Genomic DNA, 19,160 nt, shown 5'->3' on the forward strand with positions numbered 1-19,160 from the left:
GACGATGTTAACCAAAGGAAGGTCAGGAGCGCTTAGGAAAAGCGAAGGGGATAGAGTCAGGATGGCTCAGATAACATCAGGACGATGTTAACCAAAGGAAGGTCAGGAGCGCTTAGGAAAAGCGAAGGGGATAGAGTCAGGATGGCTCAGGCAACATCAGGACGATGTTAACCAAAGGAAGGTCAGGAGCGCTTAGGAAAAGCGAAGGGGATAGAGTCAGGATGGCTCAGATAACATCAGGACGATGTTAACCAAAGGAAGGTCAGGAGCGCTTAGGAAAAGCGAAGTGGACAGAGTCAGGATGGCTCAGGACACAAAAGGACGTTGTTTATAAAAGGAATAGGGAAGAGACGTCGAAAGGTGCGAAGCAGTTCACATCGGCCGACAAAGGATGTGCTTGGATGCTCTAAGGATATCTACAGGATGTAACCTATCGGATGAAGTCAGGGAAGAAGATCGGGTGTGTCAGGATGTATACCCGTTCAGGGGATGATGAAGCTTGGCGGCTTGCTAGTTTGTTGTAGGCAGAGGTATCGGATACCTCCCAGGAAATTCGTCAGATTGGGGCGTAGCGCAAGGGTTACGCCTTGGTTTTTTTATTCAGTTCACCACACAGCATGCTTTACTGTCATGCCTTAACTTCGCATATCAACCTATCACGTTAGTCATCTTCAGTGAACAGCACGGTAACACCAATCAGCCCATTCGGTGCGGTGGAATATCCATCTTTTTAAGGCGCAGGTTTTCTAGGTGCATAGTACCGGTATAGGCACTTTGCTGATCTGAGCTGAACTCAAATGCAAATTGACTTTTTATTCCCAGCCTGCCATTACTCAGCACGGCGAGCCTGCGTTTAACACAGGCGACACTGAGTAGCTGGACATTGAGCTTTTCAGCTTGTCCAACCGCATGCTGTTGTGCCGCCTCTGCTATCTGACGGCCAAACCAAAAGAACGCAATGACTGCGCCGATAAGAATAAAAAGCCAAAGAGTGATCATCGTTTAAATAGCCTGCCTATTGCCTTGGACAGTGTTTCACTGCGATTTTCTGTTCTAAGTAGAGCTAAGACATGTGGGCGCAGTGTCGGAATTGCAACCAGATCGGCGAAAATGCTTTCAAATAAGCCGTCCACTTCCGTGTTGTGTGCAGCACTATCCATCAGTTTGATAAGCCTTGGTGAGTCGGTCAGAGTCTCCCAGCAACGTCCGGTAATGGTCAGTTGCAAATCAGCTTGCGCCGCCAGTGGAGAATCCAGAATAGTGTCTACTGCTTCCGCAATCAGCCCCAGGCTATGGCTGCCAGATAAGGCTCTGAGGTGGTTAATACTGGCTGCCAGATCTTCGCTTTCTACTGCCGTTTTCAGTCCGCTAAGCAAGTGCTCGGTCAGCTCAACGCCAATGGCCACGTGCTCCAGCATGGCAGCCAGAGGAGATTGCACTTGTGCGGGAAGGTGCGACCAGCAGGCTTTCAAATTATCACGATTGCTGCCATGCTCCAGACGCATAGCAAAGTCGGCCAGGCCCTGTACTGCCAGGTTTTGCCACTGATCTAGCCCCAGCTTTTGTGCAAAATACAGTTCGGCATATTCGTAATATTGTGACGCCGGACGTTTGAGTTCAGTTTTCAGTAAAGCATTAAACGCGGCCAGTTTATTGGCGTTAGGCGCATAGACATAGGGGTTGTTATCCAGTTTGCCTTGCGCCGCTTCACCGGTGAGCTGAGTGCCTAACGCGTCAATCACCATAGAGGCAAAGTGGTCTCGGCTGGCAGCAACCAGTTTGCTCTGTTCATCCAGCGGTAGCTTCAGAAACCATACATATGGGTCCTGGGTCGCCTGGTTATCCCAGAACTGAATTGCCAACAGGGCATGACCAGCGAGCGGATAAGGGTAGGGCACCTGAGTGGTTTCGATTTGCGCAAACTGCTTTTTATCGATTTTGGTTATGCGACGGCCAATATCATAGGCGCGCCATTGCGTGCCGGCTGAAGTCAGTAGTTCACCTAAAGTCGTAATCTGCGCTGTCATTTTCATCTCACTTTATTGCGTTGAGGCGCGATTATAACGTTATTCTTGGTCACTGATAAGGGTGACCATAAAGATACAAATGCCCGGGTTTGATGGGGTATAATGGGGTTTTTGTATTTGTGTGAGGAAGCACTATGGATCACCCTGTATGGCATTTGCTTGACGAGCTGGAGCGCACGTTGCGCGAGGCTGAGCTTTGGCAGGCAGAGCCAGTCTCGGCGCAAGCGTTATTGTCTGTTCAGCCATTTTGTTGCGATACGTTACGATTTGAACAGTGGTTGCAGTTTGTTTTTGTCGTTAAGATGCGTGCACTCATACAAAGCGGTGCAGCCTTACCGGCTAATATGGCCATCGCCCCAATGGCAGAAGTCAGCTTCGCACAACACCCTAACTATCAAGCATTGCTCAGTGTGTTACAGCGCCTGGACTCAGCGGTATCGGAGTCGACCCCATGTTAGAAATCATTTATCAGGATGAGCACTATGTGGCCATCAATAAGCCATCGGGTTTGCTGGTTCATCGCTCGTTCTTAGACAAGCATGAGACGCAGTTTGCGATGCAGATGCTCAGAGATCAGCTGGGGCAGCATGTCTTCCCTGTCCACCGACTTGACCGACCCACTTCGGGTGTTCTGCTGTTTGCGCTGAGCTCAGAGGCGGCGCGCGATATGAATCAGGTATTTATCGACGGGACCGTACAAAAGCGTTATCTGGCCTTGGTCCGTGGCTTCGCACCCGCAGACGTCTATGTTGATAAACCATTGAAAGAACAGCTGGATAAAATTGCCGACAAATTCGCGGATCAGGATAAAGCCCCCCAGGAAGCACAGACTCAGTTCAATTGTTTGCACCAGGCAACGCTGAATATCCCGCTAGGTAAATACCCCAGCATTCGTTACTCTTTGGTGGAGTGTTTTCCTAAAACAGGTCGTAAACACCAGATCCGGCGCCATCTTAACCACCTTAACCACCCCATCATTGGTGATGTAAATCACGGGGATAACAAGCAGAACCATTTTTTTCAGGATCATTTTGGCATTCGCCGCCTTATGTTGTTTGCAACTGAGCTGAAGTTTTTGCATCCTTATAGTCAACAACCCATCACCATTCGCGCCAGTTTGGGAGAAGATATGTTGAACCTGTGCAAAAAGCTGGGCTGGCCAGACACCGAAAAGGACTACCAATAATGGCATCAATTACACTTTTTGTCGGCTCTGTATTTGGCAATGCAGAGAACCTGGCAGAAGAAGTTAAAAAAGACATTGAGCAGCAAGGGCACAGTGCAGTCATTGCTGAGCAACCGACGCTGGAGCAGGTGCAAGGGGCAGAAAACCTGTTGTTTATATCTTCGACCACTGGACAAGGCGATATTCCAGATAATCTGCTACCTTTAATATTGCAAATGCAAAGTCAGTTTCCCATGCTGACGGGGAAAACCGTAGGAGTTGTTGCCCTGGGCGACAGTAGTTACGGTGACACCTTTTGTGGTGCCGGGCGTCAGATAGATACTTTAATTCAGGAGCTCAACGCAACAGTGACTGAGCCTCGGCTGGATGTAGACGCATGCGAGCACTTTGAGCCCTATGAAGCAGTTGCCCCCTGGCTACAAAAGTGGCTGCAATATTTTTGATGAGTTCACGAAGAATATTAGAAAAGCCGCTGATGTCAGCGGCTTTTTGATATCTAAATGGTTTATGAGCTTTTCACATCAACAGTCAGTTTTAACTTCTGACCTGGCTGAAGATATTTCTGACCAGCAAGCTTATTCCACTTAACAATTTCACTGACGGTCAGGTTAAACTTGGCCGCGATCCGTGCCAGAGAATCCCCTTTACGAACCTTATAGGTAATGGTGCGTTCTGTGGTATTCGCAACCGGTTGTGTTGTCGTTTGGCTTTGGTAGATGGTGAGCTTCTGGCCAAGCTTGAGTACCGAATTGGCTTTGAGTTTATTCCATTTGGCCAGTTGCGCGACAGTGACATCATACTCACGGCTGATATCCCACAAGGTATCACCGCTGGTGACTGTGTGGGTTTTCTTGTTGCGCGTTGCCTTATTCGCTGCGCTGCGCACCGCATCCGGTAAATGCTCACTTTGCAGTTCGCCGTCACTGAGAGGAACCAGTAGCTTCTGACCCACCCGGATAATGTGCGAATCCAGTTTGTTGAGCGAGCGAATGGCACTGGTGCTGGTGGAAAACTTCTTGGCGATCACTGACAGACTATCGCCACGGGCGACCGTGTAGTATTGCCAGCGCAGACGATCTTTTATTGGCGTACTGGCAAGGCGTGTTTTAAATGCGTCTATCTTATCTGCCGGCAGCAACAGGGTATGTGGTCCGTTCGGATCGGTGGCCCAGCGGTTAAAGCCCGGGTTCAGGCGATAAAGCTCAGTAAGGGATATGTCGGCCATTTCGGCCGCCAGCGCCAAGTCGATCTGCGACCCCACTTCCACGCTATCAACCACCTGGGCATTGATGATCTTGTTCCACTTAACGTTAAACTCATCCTGACGCTTTAACAAGTCAGACAATGCCAGCAGCTTAGGCACGTAGGCAGTGGTTTCGCGTGGCAGGTCCAAAGACCAGAAATCGGTCGGCAAGTGCTTCTTGCGATTCTTGCGAATGGCCTTTAGCAGTCGGCCTTCTCCAGAGTTGTAGGCTGCAATGGCATTGAGCCAGTCGCCTTCCAGAGTTTTATGCAGGTAAGTGAGATAATCCAGCGCGGCACGGGTTGACTGAACGATGTCGCGACGACCGTCATACCACCAGTTTTGCTTGAGATCGAAGCGTTCGCCAGTTTGCGGCATAAATTGCCAAATTCCAGATGCACTACGGTGAGAGTACCCGAACGGATCGAAGGCACTTTCTACGATTGGCAGCAGGGCAATTTCAATCGGCATTTCGCGTTTCTCTACTTCTTCAACAATATAGTAAAGATAAGGCTCGGCGCGTTTTGAAATACGATCCAGATAAGCCTGATGGCGCTGATAGTAGTTACGCTCTGAGACCACTGGACGGTTTTGTGGCACATCAATAGACAGCTGATAGCGGATCCGCTCCCAGACGTCGTCGAACACCGGTGGCGGCTCATCGGCTTCCACGGGCTCCTGAATGGCACTCATCAGAGTGTCGCTGATCTCGGCCGGACTGGCATGATCCAGTTGTTCGGCTTGTTCAATTGTCGGGCTGTCGAACGTAGTTTGACAACCGCTCAGCAGTGCTGATACTAGCAGAAGCAAGAGAGGCTTTTTCATAAAACTCGGTCATTGATCCATGGTCAGGGTACGGCGCCGCAGAAAAATCCACAGCTAAAACCCGTCAATGTTAACTGTTTAGTTGTAAAAATTAAAGCAGTGCCTAAAAATTATCCTTCCATTTTCTGAGCGCGGCAAACCTTTGCCAGTCTTCACTCCCCTCGGTTTGCATATCAGCCGGTACAGTATTTAGCATATGTGGTAGGTTTGCCCGCATAAAAGGGTTGATACTTAACTCGCGTGCGATTGTGGTGGGTAATGTCGGCTGCGCCTGAGCGCGTTGCTGCTCGCCCCATTGTTGCCACTGAGTTATGTCTTCATTCTCTGGCTCGACTGCGGCGGCAAACGCCAGATTGGCCTGGGTGTATTCATGCGTGCAGTAAATTTGGCATTGCGCAGGTAACTGGGATAGCCGTTGTAATGACTGCCACATTTGCTGCGGGCTGCCCTCAAATAAACGACCACAGCCTGCGCTGAACAGAGTATCACCGGTAAATGCCAGCTCAGGAGTCAGGTAGCAGATATGATCCAGTGTGTGTCCGGGGGTGTGAATGATAGTAAAGTCCAGCCCGGCAATGGTTACCCTATCACCGTCATGCAAAGAGTGTGTAATGCCATTAAAGGGCGTATTGTGCGGACCATATACCGGCAGTTCACCATAATGCGTTCGCAAAGGGGCGATACCATCGGTGTGATCCCAGTGATGATGTGTAACTAAAACGCCCGCCAACTGTTTTTTCGCTGCCGTGGCAAACTCAATGACGGGCTCGCTTTGCCCCGGGTCAACAACCCACATCAGATTGCTATCTGACGGACATATTGCCCAGATATAATTGTCACTGAAGGCCTTGATGGGGTGGATCTGCACTGCGACTTGCGCCATAACTCATTGCTCTATAAAGTGAAGGTGTAACTAGTATAGCGAGTGCGTATCATGAAACCAGCTCTAAGTTTTCAGCAGGGGCCCAAGCCCTACCAGTGGCAGGATTTTCCACATGGTGATTATGTGCGTGCGGGCATTGAAAGGCGAATGGCCAACTGGTTACCTCGTATGTTTGGCTACCATATGCTCAAGCTGGGTTGTCTGAGCGGCCAGCTCGACACATCCTTAAGCCCCATCAGCCACCAGATCTGTGTCGCTCCGGAGGGAGAGCATGTGGGGGTGCTGGCCGAGATTGACGAGTTACCTTTTTATGAACACAGTGTAGATGCCTGCATACTCAGCCAGTGTCTGGAGTATCATTCCGATCCCCACCATATTTTACGGGAGGCGCACCGCACCTTGATCCCGGGCGGGTATATCGTGATCAGCGGGTTTAACCCCTTTAGCTTGTGTGGCCTGGCGCATCTGTTGCCCTTTAGCAAAGAAAAGCTGCCCTGGTCCGGGCGCTTTTTTACGCCGTCGCGGGTTAAAGACTGGCTGGATCTGCTGGGATTTGAAATTCTTGCTGATGAGCGTTTTGTCCATGCCTCACTGGCAAGAGGCTCTCGTTTATCGCGTTTTGCGCCCTGGCGCCGCTTTTGCCGACATTATATGAAGCCGATGGGCAGTGTCTATTTGCTGGTGGCCCGCAAGCGGGTTGCTCCTTTAACGCCGATTAAACCTAAATGGCATGCCCGGCCCAAATGGACGCCAGCAGTAAAAGGGGCGCGACTGAAACACAGCCGCAATCAGGAACAAGGTTAGGCGGCTATTCGCTCTGGTAGCCGGTATCTTCTAAAAGGTCGCTGCCACCGGCCGCGTCGCGGGCCAGATCATCAACCAGTTCGTTGTACTTATTGCCAGCATGTCCCTTTACCCAGCGCCACTCAATGGTATGGCGCTGCACCGCGGTATCCAGGCGCTGCCATAAGTCGACATTTTTAACCGGTTTTTTCGCTGCTGTTTTCCAGTTACGCTTTTTCCAGTTTGCCAGCCAGGACTCAATGCCCTGTTTCACATACTGACTGTCGGTATACAAAATAACCTGGCAGGGGCGCTTGAGGGTTTCGAGTGCAACAATGGCTGCCAGCATCTCCATACGATTATTAGTGGTGAGCCGATATCCGGCGCTGAGGTTTTTTTCATGACCCTGATAACTGAGGTACACACCATAGCCGCCGGGTCCTGGATTGCCTAAGCAGGAACCGTCGGTATAGATCTCTACGGATTTTTGCACGAATTCGCCTGTTTTTATGTAAAATACTCCAATAGACGCTAACCATAGCAAAGTTAGGCAAACGACGATATGCATAAAAGACAAATAGTACTTGATACAGAAACCACGGGCATTGACCCCAAAGAAGGTCACAGGATCATTGAGATCGGTTGTGTGGAGTTAGTGAATCGTCGTCTGACCGGCAATAATTTTCACGTATATATCAACCCGCAGCGTGGCATTGAAGAAGAAGCCATAGACGTTCACGGTATTACCAACGAGTTTTTGCGAGATAAACCGTTTTTCCATCAGATTGCTCAGGAGTTCTATGACTATATTCAGGGCGCTGAGCTGGTGATCCACAATGCCCCGTTCGACGTCGGCTTTATGGACCACGAGTTTGCTATGCTGAACCAGGGGTTTGCAAAAACCCATGATGTATGTGAAGTCTTAGATACGCTGGTTATGGCGCGCGACTTGCATCCGGGTCAGAAGAACAGCCTTGATGCCTTATGTCGTCGTTATGATATAGATAACTCTAAGCGTACGCTGCACGGCGCATTACTGGATTCCGAGATCCTGTCGGATGTTTATCTGGCCATGACGGGCGGCCAGAAGAAGCTCAATCTGGCGCAACATAATGAGCAGGCTCAGCAGGGCAGTGGCGGTGGAATTCGTCGATTAAGTGCTGAGCGGGCGCCGCTAAAGGTGGTGATGGCGACTGCCGATGAGCTAGACGCCCATGAAGCGCGTATGGAGCTGGTCAACAAAGCCAGTGGCCAAAGTTTGTGGCAGCAATAATGGCTGCCAGGCGCAAGGTCAGTGTCTAAAGAGAACGATTAATTTATATGGGGTAAACGAGCATGCGGATCGGCTTAGCAGGATTGATGTTACTATATAGCGCGTTGTTCAGCGCGATGACGATGGCCGACACACCGCAAATTACGCTGCTTGAGCGTGACGGCAAAATCAATGAAATTCCGCTACTGGATAACCGTTTTCGCATTGATCACAATGTGAAGAAAATCACGCTCCTCTTCTTTCGTGCTCCCGGTACGCCGGCCGTGGTGCTGGTGAAACCCGATGGCAGTAAGTACTACGCCACACACGCCATCGCGGATGAAAAACTCGAATGGTATGACGAAATCAGTTATGACCTGGTGATAGTGACGGATCCTATGCCTGGTCCCTGGCAGGTGTTGGGTCAGATCCGCCAGGACAGCCGCGTGATGGTATTAGGGGACATTGAATTACAGGTCGACCCCTTACCGCCTTTGATATTCCGTGGTGAAATGCTGAAAATTCAGGGGCAAGTGACCAATGATGGCCAGCCTGTCGATATCGGTTATTTCCGCGATGTGGTCACCCTCTATGTGGAATTTGTCAGTACCAACAATGATCAGTACGCCAACTTTGGCGCAGGCACCCAAAGTGTGGCCGAGTTTAAAGACGATGGCCGTGAGTTTGATGAGCGCCCGCTTGATGGCATCTTCACTGGCGAATTCCGGCTCAACTTCCCTGCCGGCGAGTGGCAACCTGAGTTCTTTATAGAAACTCCCATTCTTAAGCGTCGGGTTGTGAAAGATCCCATTATTATTGCAGAGCCGCCATTTTCTTTTGACTTGATGCTGGCGGGGCCGGAAGAATTTGAGCACCAGCTGACTATCCGACTGGCCTCAGAGGTGGTGAAGCCCGAAACCGTGATCTTCCAGGGCAAGATTTTATATCCCAATGGCGAAGAGCAGATGTTTACCCTCAACGGGGAAGAACGTTTATACCGGCAGCTGGCGATTAAGAACTATGACTGGGGAAGATATAGTGTGGAGCTATCAGCTTTTGGCGAAAACATTAATGGTCGTGAATTTATGGCCCGCCTGCCGGATTATAACTTTGAAATAGAACGTCCCATTGAAAAGGTACCTGAATTGCCCGAGTCAGAGCGGCCAACACAACGTACGGTCACAGTGCCTGAACCTGAACCGGGACTCAGTACCGGGGCCATTGTTGCCATTGTGCTGGTTGGTAACCTGCTGATCCTGCTGTTGGGTTGGCTGGCAGTGCGCATCTTTGTACAGAAAAAGCCCATCAAACTTAAAATAAGTTTGCCCTTTATTGGTAAGAAAAAGCAGTTAGATTTAGAAGAGTTAGAAGACGATACAGAAAAGTCCGGCAAACAGAGTTCAAAAAATGATAAATCAGCTGATATTTTGAACCTTTCGATGTCGGATGACTAAAAATCCCCGATTTTTTCAAAAAAGGTGTTGACTCTTAAGGGGGGCATTCGTATTATTCACGCCGCTGTCAGGGAGCACACCTGAATAGCGAGAGAACAAGATGCTGCGGAGTGGTAGTTCAGTTGGTTAGAATACCGGCCTGTCACGCCGGGGGTCGCGGGTTCGAGTCCCGTCCACTCCGCCACTTACTTTTTCTCTATAAGCGCACGCTGGAGTGGTAGTTCAGTTGGTTAGAATACCGGCCTGTCACGCCGGGGGTCGCGGGTTCGAGTCCCGTCCACTCCGCCAATCGCTTATCCTGTGCCGTACTTCTTTGGAGTGGTAGTTCAGTTGGTTAGAATACCGGCCTGTCACGCCGGGGGTCGCGGGTTCGAGTCCCGTCCACTCCGCCAACATCTTTAAGAAGTACACCGAGCTAAACCACCGTGGAGTGGTAGTTCAGTTGGTTAGAATACCGGCCTGTCACGCCGGGGGTCGCGGGTTCGAGTCCCGTCCACTCCGCCATCTAGCCAGGGTTTAGTTTGGGTTATCAGATTCAATGTAGTCTGAATTTATGACAAAACGACGTCACTAACATCGTTATTTACTCGTGGAGTGGTAGTTCAGTTGGTTAGAATACCGGCCTGTCACGCCGGGGGTCGCGGGTTCGAGTCCCGTCCACTCCGCCAACATTTTAACGAGTAAAAAATTGCATTATATCTCTGCGGAGTGGTAGTTCAGTTGGTTAGAATACCGGCCTGTCACGCCGGGGGTCGCGGGTTCGAGTCCCGTCCACTCCGCCATTTGATATAAGCATAAAAAGTCATACCACTGCGGAGTGGTAGTTCAGTTGGTTAGAATACCGGCCTGTCACGCCGGGGGTCGCGGGTTCGAGTCCCGTCCACTCCGCCACTTTTTATTTCTCCTCCATTATTACTTCCTGAAAATTCCTGGTAATTTAATTTCTCATTACTATTTAATAGCACCTGAACTGCATAAGTTATCTTAACAGCCTAGTCTTTATCTTGGTTATATTATACCAATTTCACTTAATACCTGTTCAATTTGAAGGAGCAAATATGCCGCTAACGGTGTTAAAAATTTCTCATTTAGAACAACTAAATAGCGAAATTTTTTGCCTGGTTATCGACGATATTTTCTCGCCTCAAAATAGAACACTTAATTAAGCAAATTGGTATTAAAAACTAAGCTTAATACTGGCCCAGTTATCCTTGCTCTTTTCGCAATGTTCTTATCCTTTTAGCAATATTCTAAGAAATATTAATTTGTAAATAGGTGTAATCCCGCCTGCTTAATCTGTTAATGAGTGTTACTTTGGCCAGTTTTGTTCCTTTTTTAATTGAAGCGCTTTTTTTGCAAAGGCATAATACGCCTAATTATACCAAATTGATTAAATTTATGATCTAATATCAAAATCTAATATCCATCGATGTGATAATGATTTTGCAGCCCTCTGAATTTATTAAGCTCTCCAAACAGACTAAGGATCCCAGAAAGAAAGTGCGCATGCTCGCGCTGGCTCATTTCTTTGAAGGTAAATCTCGCTATCAGATTGCTGAATACTTGAAGGTCAGTCGTACAAGCGTGAACAAATGGGTGAAAGACTATCTTGACTATGGATTAGAAGGCCAGGAAGAACTAACTCGCTCGGGCCGCTCTTGCAAACTGGGTGATGCACAACTGAAGCAACTTAAAGCGTATGTACTCGGCTCTATAGAGCGCACGCAAGGTGGTCGGCTAACACTAGAAGATATTCAACAGTATATCTCTGAGTCTTTTCACATAGAATACGAGTTATCGGTCGTTCACAGATTGCTGAAAAAGCGAAACTTCCCATGGATCAGCAGTCGTTCGATCCATCCTGAAGGGGAGCAAGCTCGCCAGGAAGCTTTTAAAAAACTTTGGGCTGAAAAAGGCTCACGCCCAAGAGTCGTAAAGCAACAACAATTCGAATATGCCTATCTGTTTGGTGCTGTGTGTCCAACGACTGGCGAAACAGAAGCACTCATCTCACCTTTAGTGAACAAAGAAGTCATGTATTCTCACCTGAAACAAATATCACAAAGAACTCAGCCAGGAAGAATGGCAGTGGTCATCATGGATTGCGCAGCCTGGCACTTCAGAGATGGTTTGGTAGAGGGCTTAGAGAATGTAGTGATCATTAGGCTGCCGCCTTATTCCCCAGAGTTAAATCCCATAGAACAAGTGTGGAGCTGGCTGAGGCAACATAAGTTATCAAACAGAACCTTTGCCAATTACGATGACATTTTGGATCAGGTCAGCGAAGCATGGAATGCGTTTATCTCATGTGCTCACAGGGTGAAATCATTATGCTTTCGGGACTGGATAAATCTGACCAGTTAATTATTCAAAATGGTATAACACCTGAAGCAATCTTATTCCCGTTGACCTTTAACTTGTAAACCCGAGCCTAAATGACAGGCCCGATAGCGCGATCAGCCAGCTACATCTATAGTAACAGCAAGGCTTAGTTTATTGTCGTGAAGCAACATGCACTGGACCCTGGTTTTATTGATACTGGTTGGTTGTAGTTTTGCACGGGCAAGTGAACCTGTTCGCATTGCTACCGGTGAATACCCGCCGTTTACCGGCAGTCAGCTTGTTGACGATGGCTTTGTTAATCATCTCATTCGCCAAGCGCTTGCAAATGAAGGGCTGGATGCCGAGTTTGTCTACCTGCCCTGGAAGCGTAGTTTTCAGGCTGCCCAGCAAGGGCAATATGATATGGCGTCTTACTGGGTTTGCGAGCGCGAATATCAGCAGCACTTTTATTGCAGCGACGAGCTGTACCGGGGCCAGCTGTTACTTTACTTTCGCGCTGAAACACCCTTGCCACAGTGGCAAACCATTGATGATCTTAAGCCTTATCGCATAGGGGCGATTTTAGGCTATGAATATGTGCCTGAATTTCGCAAAGCAATGGAAGAGGGCGACTTGGATGTGATCATGGTCAGCAACGACCGGCTTAACCTGAACATGCTACTGAATGACCGTGTTGATTTAATTCTGTTAAGTGATTCTGCCATGCAAAGCCTGCTCACGGAACATTTCTCATCTTTACAGGCAGATAAAATACGGGCTCACCCAAAGCCGTTTTTAAATTACCAGGCACATGTGTTATTTCCTAAATCATTAAAAGGCAGCGCCGCTTTGCGGACGCGTTTTAATACAGGCCTGAAAAAGCTCAAAGCCTCAGGCGAGTTCGGGCGTCAGTGGCAACGGCTGCTCAATGGGGAGTTCATTCCTCAGCAGGATTGAGCTGTGGCTGCTAATTTTCTCTGGATTTTTGGCTCAGCCGTTTGATGTCTCCTTCGACAGATTCCATCTTTGCAATCAGTAAAGTGCCATCGGCGGCTATATCGTAATGCCACAACAGATGCTGCGTTTTCAGGAGCTCTGGCCGGGTATTGCCATCAAGCGACATGCGCCAGATATGATCCGATTTTGACCAGGCGCTTTGCCAGTACAGGAAACCATCTTTGAGTCTGGGATTGGTAAGTTGGTGATAGGCCTTGGGCGTAAGTGACGCAAGTCGCGACTTATCTGACAGCGACTCAGCCAGATCTGTGACCCGATAAATGGCCGATTGTTTAAACACAAGCCAGTTTTGTGCCTGGTGGTCATACAGCAGCAGATCAGAGCTCACATTATAGCGGCGCTTTAGTTGCCCTGACTTACTGTAGATCAGCACCTCGTGGCCGTCGGAAGCCCATAGGGTTTGGCTGTCCAGCCAGCCAAAATGGCTGAGCGAGTGCGATAACTGTGGGGTAAAGGTTTGCACCACACCTGAGCGGTCAAGCAACAACAAACGGGACTCCCGGTTAGCCAGAATATAGGCATTGTCCGGGCTCCAGGTGACAAAGTTGACGTATTCATCGCCGGTGTGATGAGTCAGCTGGATCACCCGGTCGTTGCTGTGCAAATAAATCTCGCAGGCACCGGTGCGACGCGACATAAATGCGGTCTCGCCCAGGCTGTTCGTGACGGGCAGATAGTCATGGCTTGAGCTGGAAAAAATCGGCAGGTTGTCCTTGTCGCGAATATTCACCTGCCAGCTTTCTGCGGCACTGAAAATATTCCCCTGATTGTCAACACTCAGGCTGCTGAAGAGCCCCTGTGGCGTTGCAATAACCGGGTATTGTTGGCCATCTCGGGTGGTGGCAATCAGATTGTGGTGTTTGCTGCTGTCGTTGGTGATCATGCTGTGGTGTTTTGGGTCGTAAGCAATCAGCCACACGGGGTAAGGCCAGCGCATCTGCACCTTAGCATCTAAGGTGATCAGCCGCGAGTGCAGGTTGGCGTCTTTGATCAGGTAGTAAGTTTGCTGATCCCAGCCGCGCACTGTGGTGATCAGCTTATCTCCCTTGTTCAGCTTTAACGGGATAGGAATATATCCTTTACTATCAATAGTATATTGATATGCATGCGTCCCCGTTTTATCGTGTACCGTGGCAATCAGCTGCGTGTCTGAGCGCCAGCTGGGTGCCTGAATATGGTAACAGGGCAGGTCCTGTGATTGGTGGAGCTGCTGGCCCTGTGCATTGACTATCAGTAATCGACAGCCATCTCCCTGGTATTGCCAGAATGCAAGCCAGTCCCGAGCAGGGTGCCAGGTTGGTTTGGCAACCCGGTTATCAAAACTCAGGCGCGTATTTTGGTTCCCCTGCTTATCGCTGATAACCAGAGTATTAAAATCGTCAACATACACCAGCAGAGGTCTGCTGGTATGGGCTGCGACATCAAACTCCAGCCCCAATTCATAGGTAATATCTTCAACTTCATAATGTGGCACAGCAATGGACTCTGGTGCCGACGAAAAATAGGCAATGGCACTGAAGCAGGCGGCAACTATGGGTAATACCAGCAATCGGGCGTGTTTTTTACCATTGGTGGCGGGCTCAGTCGCTGAGGCACTCTGGACCTCGCTATGCGCGCGAGCCTGTGGCTGACGCAGCGCAACGGGGGCAATAAACACATAACCCCGTTTGGGCACCGTTTTAATAAAACGAGGCGCTCTGGCACTGTCATTCAGAATACGACGTAGTTTGGTCAGTAATTGATACAGGCTATTAGATTCGACAATGGTATCTGGCCATAACGCCTCGCTCAGTGCATCCCGCGACAGCACAGTGTCGGGCGAGGCGACAAAAAGTTCCAGTAGTCTGGCAACCTGAGGCTCAAGCTTAATGGTCACCTGGCTGTCTGGCGCACGCAACTCATCCTGACTGGCATCAAACTGCCAGGATAAAAAGTAATAGTGCTGAGTGCGTGTGTTTGTCTCCCTGTGTGAATCCATCTTAGTCAGGCTACCTTGGTTGTTTTTATCTGTATGACTGGCGCGGTATTCGAGTCTATACCAGTTTCTGTTAGTCCATTGCGGCTTTCGCAATCTAATGAAGGGCAATCAAGCGATCCCCCAAGTATATGAGCTGAAACTAACCTAGTTCAGAACAAAGTCAATAATCATCAGCGTTTGATCATCCTTATTCAGGAAACTTTCAGCTTTTTTACGACGCTTTTCTGCTGCAATGCGTGCAGTTACTCATATCGGGAGCAGTCATATGAAGCAATATTATTGGGTCTTGTGCATCGGTGCAGTATTGAGCAGTCAGATGCTAAAGGCAAATCAGGCCCGGGACACACAGATAAACCTCGACGGTCGCCTGGATGAAACCCCCTGGCAGAGCGCCAGGCAGTTTAGGCGTTTTTACCAGGTGGCTCCTGCCACCCTGACAGCCCATACCGATAAGGTACATGCCAGGGTATTTAGCGATAAATCAGGTGTTTACATTGGTATTGTAAACTATCAGGATGAGGCGAGCAGGCAGAAGCAGTTTAATATTCAGGACGCCTTTATGCAGGCCGAGTTCAATCGCATTGTGGTCGACTTTGCCGGTGATGGCAGTGGTGCCTATGAGTTTGCACTAACGCTGGGCGGCGGTACGCAGGATGCGGTATTGACTCCGCAGCTGACTAAAGACAGCGACTGGGACGGTGACTGGCAGTCAGCGACGTTCGAGGCGGCGGATTTTTGGTCTGCCGAGGTGTTTATTCCCTGGCATACGGTGTCTTTTTACAATTCGGCGCACCGTGCTGACAGCGCGCAAGGCGAAATCGGGATTTCTATTCAGCTTTATGACTTGAGTAAAAATTATATCTATGCAAATCAAAAACAAACAACCAGCAATAGCGATTTCTATCTCGGTATGCCTAAGCTGAAATCGGCCATCCCACAGCACAGCCAGCTGAGCTTTGTACCTTATGTGAGCCATCAGCAGCATTTTGCTGAGCAGGTGACAGATAACAGTAAGAGCGATGCGGGCTTTGATCTGTTTTATAAACCCAGTCACCACCAAAAATGGTCGGTGGCGGTGAACCCGGACTTTGGCCAGGTAGACAGTGACGAGGTCGATATTAACTACAGCGCCGTTGAAACGCTGCGCAGTGACAAGCGGCCTTTCTTTACTCAGGACATAGGCGTGTTCAGCGTGCAGGCATTGCAAGATACTAAGCTTATTCACACCCGGCGGATAGGCGCAGGCAGCGACGATGGCAGTGAGTTTATTACGCCCATTGATCTGGCTACCCGCTTTGTCCATCAGGGCGAGACCATGCAGGTCGGTGCGTTTGCTGTAAAAGAAAATGACCTCGACAGTGACGCCGGTAAGCGCTTTTATGCTGCCCGGGCAAAGTATCGACAAAAACATTGGCAGTCGGGTGTGCTGGCAACTTATACCGACCGTCCCTGGCTGGCGCGCAATGCGAAAACTGTTGCCTGGGACAGCCAATATCAAAGTGCCACCTGGTCGTTTCAGGGAGCGCTATTGGCCAGTCAGGTAGAGCAGCTAAGTGAACAGACGGGCAATGGGGTGTCAATGCAGCTGGGGTATCAGTTCTCACCAAACACCACCGTAGAAGGGCGTTATCTCAAGCTCAATGACCGTTTTGATAATAGCGATCTGGGTTATGCTCAGCGCAATAATTGGCAGTACAGTGAGGCAAAATTTAGCCATGCTATCAATAAACAAAGCGACTGGTTATCGCGTATTAAGCACTCACTAACATTGCGCTACGAGGCTGATAATGACGGATTGAAACTACCGGCCCGGCAGGCTTATCTGAGCCAGTGGTTGCTGGCCAGCGGCGGCCAGGTTGACCTGCACCTGGATAGAGTCAGCGGAGGCTGGCAGGACAATATCGGGCGTAACAGTCAGGCTTTTGAGGTGCCCGGAAATTGGGAAACCCGGGTAATGTATATCAGTCCTTATATCGGAAAATTCTCCTGGGCTGCCAGCTTTGAGTATGACCAGGAAGGGTTTGCAGGCAGTACGCAGCAATATGCGGTCGACTTGACCTGGCTGCCGCACCCAAACTGGACGCTGAAATTTAATAACTTTTACCGCACCGGGGATGGCTGGTTAGTGGCAAGTGATACCGATCAGGTCACTCAGTATGAGCGGGATTTCTTCGTTAATAAAATTCAGGTGAGCGGCCTTATCACCGACAAGCTGGAATTTTCTTCGACTTTGGAATGGGCAGTCCTTGAGGCGCGTAGCGATCAGGTTTTTGCATTACAGGAGAACCTGCGCCAGCTGTTACACAATGTGGACACCAGCTTTGAGGACCGCCGCCTGTCCAGCCAGTTTAAGCTGCGTTACCGGGTGGGGGCTTTGTCCGATCTGTTCTTAGTCTATCGCCGCGGTGCTGCTGTGGGAGACAGCTTACCCCGGGGCCAGATTGGTGCACAGGCCTGGCTGGAGAGCGCAAAACAGTTGTGGCAGGCACCGATGCAAGACTCGGTGTTAGTGAAAGTCAGGTATAAGTTCTGACAAACGCAGTGCAGCCCTTCGTTGTGTGAATATTTCTCAATTCACAGCGCGTGTTCAGCGTCGCATACTGAGTTTTTTATATTCAAGGACAAGGCAATGCCAATAAGACATACCGTGATTGTGGGCGCAGCGCTGAGCTTGCTAGCCTCGTGCATCGCTCATCAGAACACAACCAACTTGTATCAGGCGCAGGATTGGGTTTCGGATGGGATGTTTACTGACGGGGTAGAAGGTCCGGCTGTGGACCGTGATGGCGTGTTGTATGCGGTCAATTTTGCTCAGCAGGGCACTATCGGTCAGGTGAGGGAGCGCGATAAAGCAAACCTGTATCTGACCCTGCCCAAGGGAAGCACAGGAAATGGGATCCGCTTCGACCCGCAGGGTAATATGTATATCGCCGATTATACCGGTCACAACGTGCTGAAAGTATCGCCCGATAAATCGGTTGCCGTGCTGGCCCATAACCCGCACATGCACCAGCCCAACGATTTGGCGATCAGTGACAGCGGTGTGCTCTTTGCCAGCGATCCGGATTGGCAAAACAGCCAGGGGCAAGTCTGGCGGATCTCTCCCGATGGTCAGACTCAGTTGCTGCGGGCCAATATGGGCACCACCAATGGCATAGAAGTCAGTCCGGATAACCGGACCTTGTATGTTAATGAGAGCGTGCAGCGCCGTATCTGGGCATTTCCACTCGATGAGCAGGGCATGACTGGCACGCCAGAATTGTTTTACGAATTTACCGAGCATGGTCTGGACGGCATGCGCTGTGATGAAAATGGCAACCTGTATGTAGCCCGTTATGGCGCAGGCGAAGTGGCTATCCTTTCACCGCAAGGACAGCTTTTGCGCAAGGTTGCGCTGAAGGGCAAGTATCCGACCAATATTGCCTTTGGCGGCAAAGATGGTAAGCAGGTGTTTGTGACCATGCAAAAGCGCGGCGCTATTGAAACTTTTATTTCTCAATACGCAGGACGCGCTTTTAACCGACATACTTTGTAACGACAGCCGCATATGCCCGGCTCAGGTGTTTTGTTAATATCGGAACAGGCAACAATCAAGGACCTGTATGATAGAAATAAAACACCTGAGCAAAGTGTACCTGCACGACCCGGTTTTCTCTGACTATAGCGCGACACTGGCTGAGCAAAAGCTGTGCATTGAAGCGCCAAACGGGCAGGGGAAAAGCACCTTATTTAGGATCATTGCTGGTCTGGATGATGCCTTTCATGGCGCTGTGTTATTTGACGGGCAACCACAGCCTGCAGCGCAGCAAGTGGTCGCACTGGCCAGCGATTCAATCCCCTATCCGGAATTTTTGACAGCCCGGCAGTTGCTACAATTAACCGTCAAAAGCTGGGCGTGTCCCTGGCCTGAACTGATGATAGCTCAACTGGGGTTTGAGCCATTTCTGGATACCCGCTATGGCGCCTTGTCATCCGGTAATCAGAAAAAGTGTCAGCTGATCAACGCTATAATGCGTAATACGCCTTATCTGGTATTGGACGAGCCCAGTGCTGCATTGGATCATGCTAGTCTCGATGTATTGTTGGGCTGGCTGAAGCACCATCCTGCCCAGGTGATCATAAGCTGTCATGAACCCCTGGCTTTTATTGATATAGGCTTTGCCACTCAGCCATTATTTGGGTGAGGTAGT

The 19,160-nt window shown here is 49.7% G+C and carries 17 protein-coding genes and 7 tRNA genes; 18 read left to right on the forward strand and 6 right to left on the reverse strand.

The features are described 5' to 3' along the window. Nucleotides 1-696: 696 nt before the first annotated feature. Together L1285_RS19725 and L1285_RS19730 are read right to left on the reverse strand one after the other, a co-directional pair. Nucleotides 697-999, reverse strand: coding sequence for a DUF3301 domain-containing protein (locus L1285_RS19725; protein ID WP_046006851.1), 303 nt, complete (start codon nucleotides 997-999; stop codon nucleotides 697-699). Continuing rightward, nucleotides 996-2,027, reverse strand: coding sequence for a DUF3549 family protein (locus L1285_RS19730; RefSeq protein WP_235413923.1), 1,032 nt, complete (start codon nucleotides 2,025-2,027; stop codon nucleotides 996-998). Before L1285_RS19730 ends, L1285_RS19725 begins: the two co-directional genes overlap by 4 nt. 134 nt (nucleotides 2,028-2,161) lie before the next feature. Here L1285_RS19730 and L1285_RS19735 point away from each other — a divergent pair, with 134 nt between their 5' ends. From L1285_RS19735 to L1285_RS19745, 3 genes are read left to right on the forward strand one after another with little or no spacing between them, the layout of a single operon-like run. Continuing rightward, a complete protein-coding gene (locus L1285_RS19735; RefSeq protein ID WP_235413924.1) occupies nucleotides 2,162-2,485 on the forward strand; it encodes a YqcC family protein in 324 nt (107 codons plus the stop codon). After that, a complete protein-coding gene (gene truC, locus L1285_RS19740; RefSeq protein WP_235413925.1) occupies nucleotides 2,479-3,213 on the forward strand; it encodes a tRNA pseudouridine(65) synthase TruC in 735 nt (244 codons plus the stop codon). The genes L1285_RS19735 and truC overlap by 7 nt, the downstream gene beginning before the upstream one ends. Next, nucleotides 3,213-3,656, forward strand: a complete 444-nt coding sequence (locus tag L1285_RS19745) for a flavodoxin (RefSeq protein WP_235413927.1) — start codon at nucleotides 3,213-3,215, stop codon at nucleotides 3,654-3,656. The genes truC and L1285_RS19745 overlap by 1 nt, the downstream gene beginning before the upstream one ends. A gap of 62 nt (nucleotides 3,657-3,718) precedes the next feature. Here the strand turns inward: L1285_RS19745 and L1285_RS19750 are convergent, their stop codons facing one another. Then, entirely contained in the window at nucleotides 3,719-5,281 is a 1,563-nt protein-coding gene (locus tag L1285_RS19750; protein WP_235413929.1) for a lytic transglycosylase, read from the reverse strand. A gap of 103 nt (nucleotides 5,282-5,384) precedes the next feature. After that, complete coding sequence (gene gloB / locus L1285_RS19755; protein WP_235413931.1) at nucleotides 5,385-6,164, reverse strand: hydroxyacylglutathione hydrolase; 780 nt, start codon at nucleotides 6,162-6,164, stop codon at nucleotides 5,385-5,387. Between the two features lie 51 nt (nucleotides 6,165-6,215). Between gloB and L1285_RS19760 the strand changes: the two genes are divergently transcribed. Next, on the forward strand, nucleotides 6,216-6,968 hold the full coding sequence (locus tag L1285_RS19760; protein ID WP_046006844.1) for a class I SAM-dependent methyltransferase: 753 nt from the start codon (nucleotides 6,216-6,218) through the stop codon (nucleotides 6,966-6,968). Between the two features lie 4 nt (nucleotides 6,969-6,972). Here the strand turns inward: L1285_RS19760 and rnhA are convergent, their stop codons facing one another. Next, a complete protein-coding gene (gene rnhA, locus L1285_RS19765) occupies nucleotides 6,973-7,440 on the reverse strand; it encodes a ribonuclease HI (protein ID WP_235413932.1) in 468 nt (155 codons plus the stop codon). A gap of 69 nt (nucleotides 7,441-7,509) precedes the next feature. Between rnhA and dnaQ the strand changes: the two genes are divergently transcribed. The 11 genes from dnaQ to L1285_RS19820 all read left to right on the forward strand — a co-directional run bounded on the left by dnaQ (nucleotide 7,510) and on the right by L1285_RS19820 (nucleotide 12,932). Further along, nucleotides 7,510-8,220, forward strand: coding sequence for a DNA polymerase III subunit epsilon (gene dnaQ / locus L1285_RS19770; protein WP_046006842.1), 711 nt, complete (start codon nucleotides 7,510-7,512; stop codon nucleotides 8,218-8,220). Between the two features lie 86 nt (nucleotides 8,221-8,306). Beyond that, a complete protein-coding gene (locus tag L1285_RS19775) occupies nucleotides 8,307-9,653 on the forward strand; it encodes a TIGR03503 family protein (RefSeq protein ID WP_235413934.1) in 1,347 nt (448 codons plus the stop codon). A 107-nt stretch (nucleotides 9,654-9,760) separates the two neighbouring features. Continuing rightward, nucleotides 9,761-9,837, forward strand: a tRNA-Asp gene (locus tag L1285_RS19780). Between the two features lie 27 nt (nucleotides 9,838-9,864). Further along, nucleotides 9,865-9,941: transfer RNA gene (locus tag L1285_RS19785), tRNA-Asp, on the forward strand. Nucleotides 9,942-9,968: 27 nt separating this feature from the next. Next, nucleotides 9,969-10,045, forward strand: a tRNA-Asp gene (locus L1285_RS19790). A 35-nt stretch (nucleotides 10,046-10,080) separates the two neighbouring features. Further along, a tRNA-Asp gene (locus tag L1285_RS19795) sits at nucleotides 10,081-10,157 on the forward strand. 87 nt (nucleotides 10,158-10,244) lie between these two features. Beyond that, nucleotides 10,245-10,321 (forward strand) — tRNA-Asp (locus L1285_RS19800). A 37-nt stretch (nucleotides 10,322-10,358) separates the two neighbouring features. Next, nucleotides 10,359-10,435: transfer RNA gene (locus tag L1285_RS19805), tRNA-Asp, on the forward strand. 32 nt (nucleotides 10,436-10,467) lie between these two features. Beyond that, nucleotides 10,468-10,544, forward strand: a tRNA-Asp gene (locus tag L1285_RS19810). A gap of 552 nt (nucleotides 10,545-11,096) precedes the next feature. After that, nucleotides 11,097-12,017, forward strand: a complete 921-nt coding sequence (locus tag L1285_RS19815) for an IS630 family transposase (protein WP_442960525.1) — start codon at nucleotides 11,097-11,099, stop codon at nucleotides 12,015-12,017. 147 nt (nucleotides 12,018-12,164) lie between these two features. Continuing rightward, nucleotides 12,165-12,932, forward strand: coding sequence for a substrate-binding periplasmic protein (locus L1285_RS19820; protein WP_235413936.1), 768 nt, complete (start codon nucleotides 12,165-12,167; stop codon nucleotides 12,930-12,932). Between the two features lie 10 nt (nucleotides 12,933-12,942). Here the strand turns inward: L1285_RS19820 and L1285_RS19825 are convergent, their stop codons facing one another. Then, a complete protein-coding gene (locus tag L1285_RS19825) occupies nucleotides 12,943-14,970 on the reverse strand; it encodes a winged helix-turn-helix domain-containing protein (RefSeq protein ID WP_235413937.1) in 2,028 nt (675 codons plus the stop codon). Between the two features lie 265 nt (nucleotides 14,971-15,235). Here L1285_RS19825 and L1285_RS19830 point away from each other — a divergent pair, with 265 nt between their 5' ends. The 3 genes from L1285_RS19830 to L1285_RS19840 all read left to right on the forward strand — a co-directional run bounded on the left by L1285_RS19830 (nucleotide 15,236) and on the right by L1285_RS19840 (nucleotide 19,154). Further along, nucleotides 15,236-17,503, forward strand: coding sequence for a DUF5916 domain-containing protein (locus L1285_RS19830; protein WP_235413938.1), 2,268 nt, complete (start codon nucleotides 15,236-15,238; stop codon nucleotides 17,501-17,503). Between the two features lie 96 nt (nucleotides 17,504-17,599). Further along, complete coding sequence (locus tag L1285_RS19835) at nucleotides 17,600-18,505, forward strand: SMP-30/gluconolactonase/LRE family protein (RefSeq protein ID WP_235413939.1); 906 nt, start codon at nucleotides 17,600-17,602, stop codon at nucleotides 18,503-18,505. A gap of 67 nt (nucleotides 18,506-18,572) precedes the next feature. Then, nucleotides 18,573-19,154 carry an ABC transporter ATP-binding protein gene (locus L1285_RS19840; protein WP_235413940.1) on the forward strand — a complete coding sequence of 194 codons (582 nt, stop codon included), beginning with the start codon at nucleotides 18,573-18,575 and terminating at the stop codon, nucleotides 19,152-19,154. The last annotated feature ends 6 nt before the right edge of the window (nucleotides 19,155-19,160 follow it).

This window comes from Pseudoalteromonas sp. DL2-H2.2 (assembly GCF_021532535.1).
In the GTDB taxonomy this organism is placed as follows: domain Bacteria; phylum Pseudomonadota; class Gammaproteobacteria; order Enterobacterales; family Alteromonadaceae; genus Pseudoalteromonas; species Pseudoalteromonas rubra_A.

What these genes read in the sequence shown, in the direction of transcription:
- L1285_RS19725 (WP_046006851.1), bottom strand. Translation starts at nt 999, where the DNA reads ATGATCACTCTTTGGCTTTTTATTCTTATCGGCGCAGTCATTGCGTTC.
- L1285_RS19730 (WP_235413923.1), bottom strand. Translation starts at nt 2,027, where the DNA reads ATGACAGCGCAGATTACGACTTTAGGTGAACTACTGACTTCAGCCGGC.
- L1285_RS19735 (WP_235413924.1), top strand. Translation starts at nt 2,162, where the DNA reads ATGGATCACCCTGTATGGCATTTGCTTGACGAGCTGGAGCGCACGTTG.
- truC (WP_235413925.1), top strand. Translation starts at nt 2,479, where the DNA reads ATGTTAGAAATCATTTATCAGGATGAGCACTATGTGGCCATCAATAAG.
- L1285_RS19745 (WP_235413927.1), top strand. Translation starts at nt 3,213, where the DNA reads ATGGCATCAATTACACTTTTTGTCGGCTCTGTATTTGGCAATGCAGAG.
- L1285_RS19750 (WP_235413929.1), bottom strand. Translation starts at nt 5,281, where the DNA reads ATGAAAAAGCCTCTCTTGCTTCTGCTAGTATCAGCACTGCTGAGCGGT.
- gloB (WP_235413931.1), bottom strand. Translation starts at nt 6,164, where the DNA reads ATGGCGCAAGTCGCAGTGCAGATCCACCCCATCAAGGCCTTCAGTGAC.
- L1285_RS19760 (WP_046006844.1), top strand. Translation starts at nt 6,216, where the DNA reads ATGAAACCAGCTCTAAGTTTTCAGCAGGGGCCCAAGCCCTACCAGTGG.
- dnaQ (WP_046006842.1), top strand. Translation starts at nt 7,510, where the DNA reads ATGCATAAAAGACAAATAGTACTTGATACAGAAACCACGGGCATTGAC.
- L1285_RS19775 (WP_235413934.1), top strand. Translation starts at nt 8,307, where the DNA reads ATGTTACTATATAGCGCGTTGTTCAGCGCGATGACGATGGCCGACACA.
- L1285_RS19820 (WP_235413936.1), top strand. Translation starts at nt 12,165, where the DNA reads ATGCACTGGACCCTGGTTTTATTGATACTGGTTGGTTGTAGTTTTGCA.
- L1285_RS19825 (WP_235413937.1), bottom strand. Translation starts at nt 14,970, where the DNA reads ATGGATTCACACAGGGAGACAAACACACGCACTCAGCACTATTACTTT.
- L1285_RS19830 (WP_235413938.1), top strand. Translation starts at nt 15,236, where the DNA reads ATGAAGCAATATTATTGGGTCTTGTGCATCGGTGCAGTATTGAGCAGT.
- L1285_RS19835 (WP_235413939.1), top strand. Translation starts at nt 17,600, where the DNA reads ATGCCAATAAGACATACCGTGATTGTGGGCGCAGCGCTGAGCTTGCTA.
- L1285_RS19840 (WP_235413940.1), top strand. Translation starts at nt 18,573, where the DNA reads ATGATAGAAATAAAACACCTGAGCAAAGTGTACCTGCACGACCCGGTT.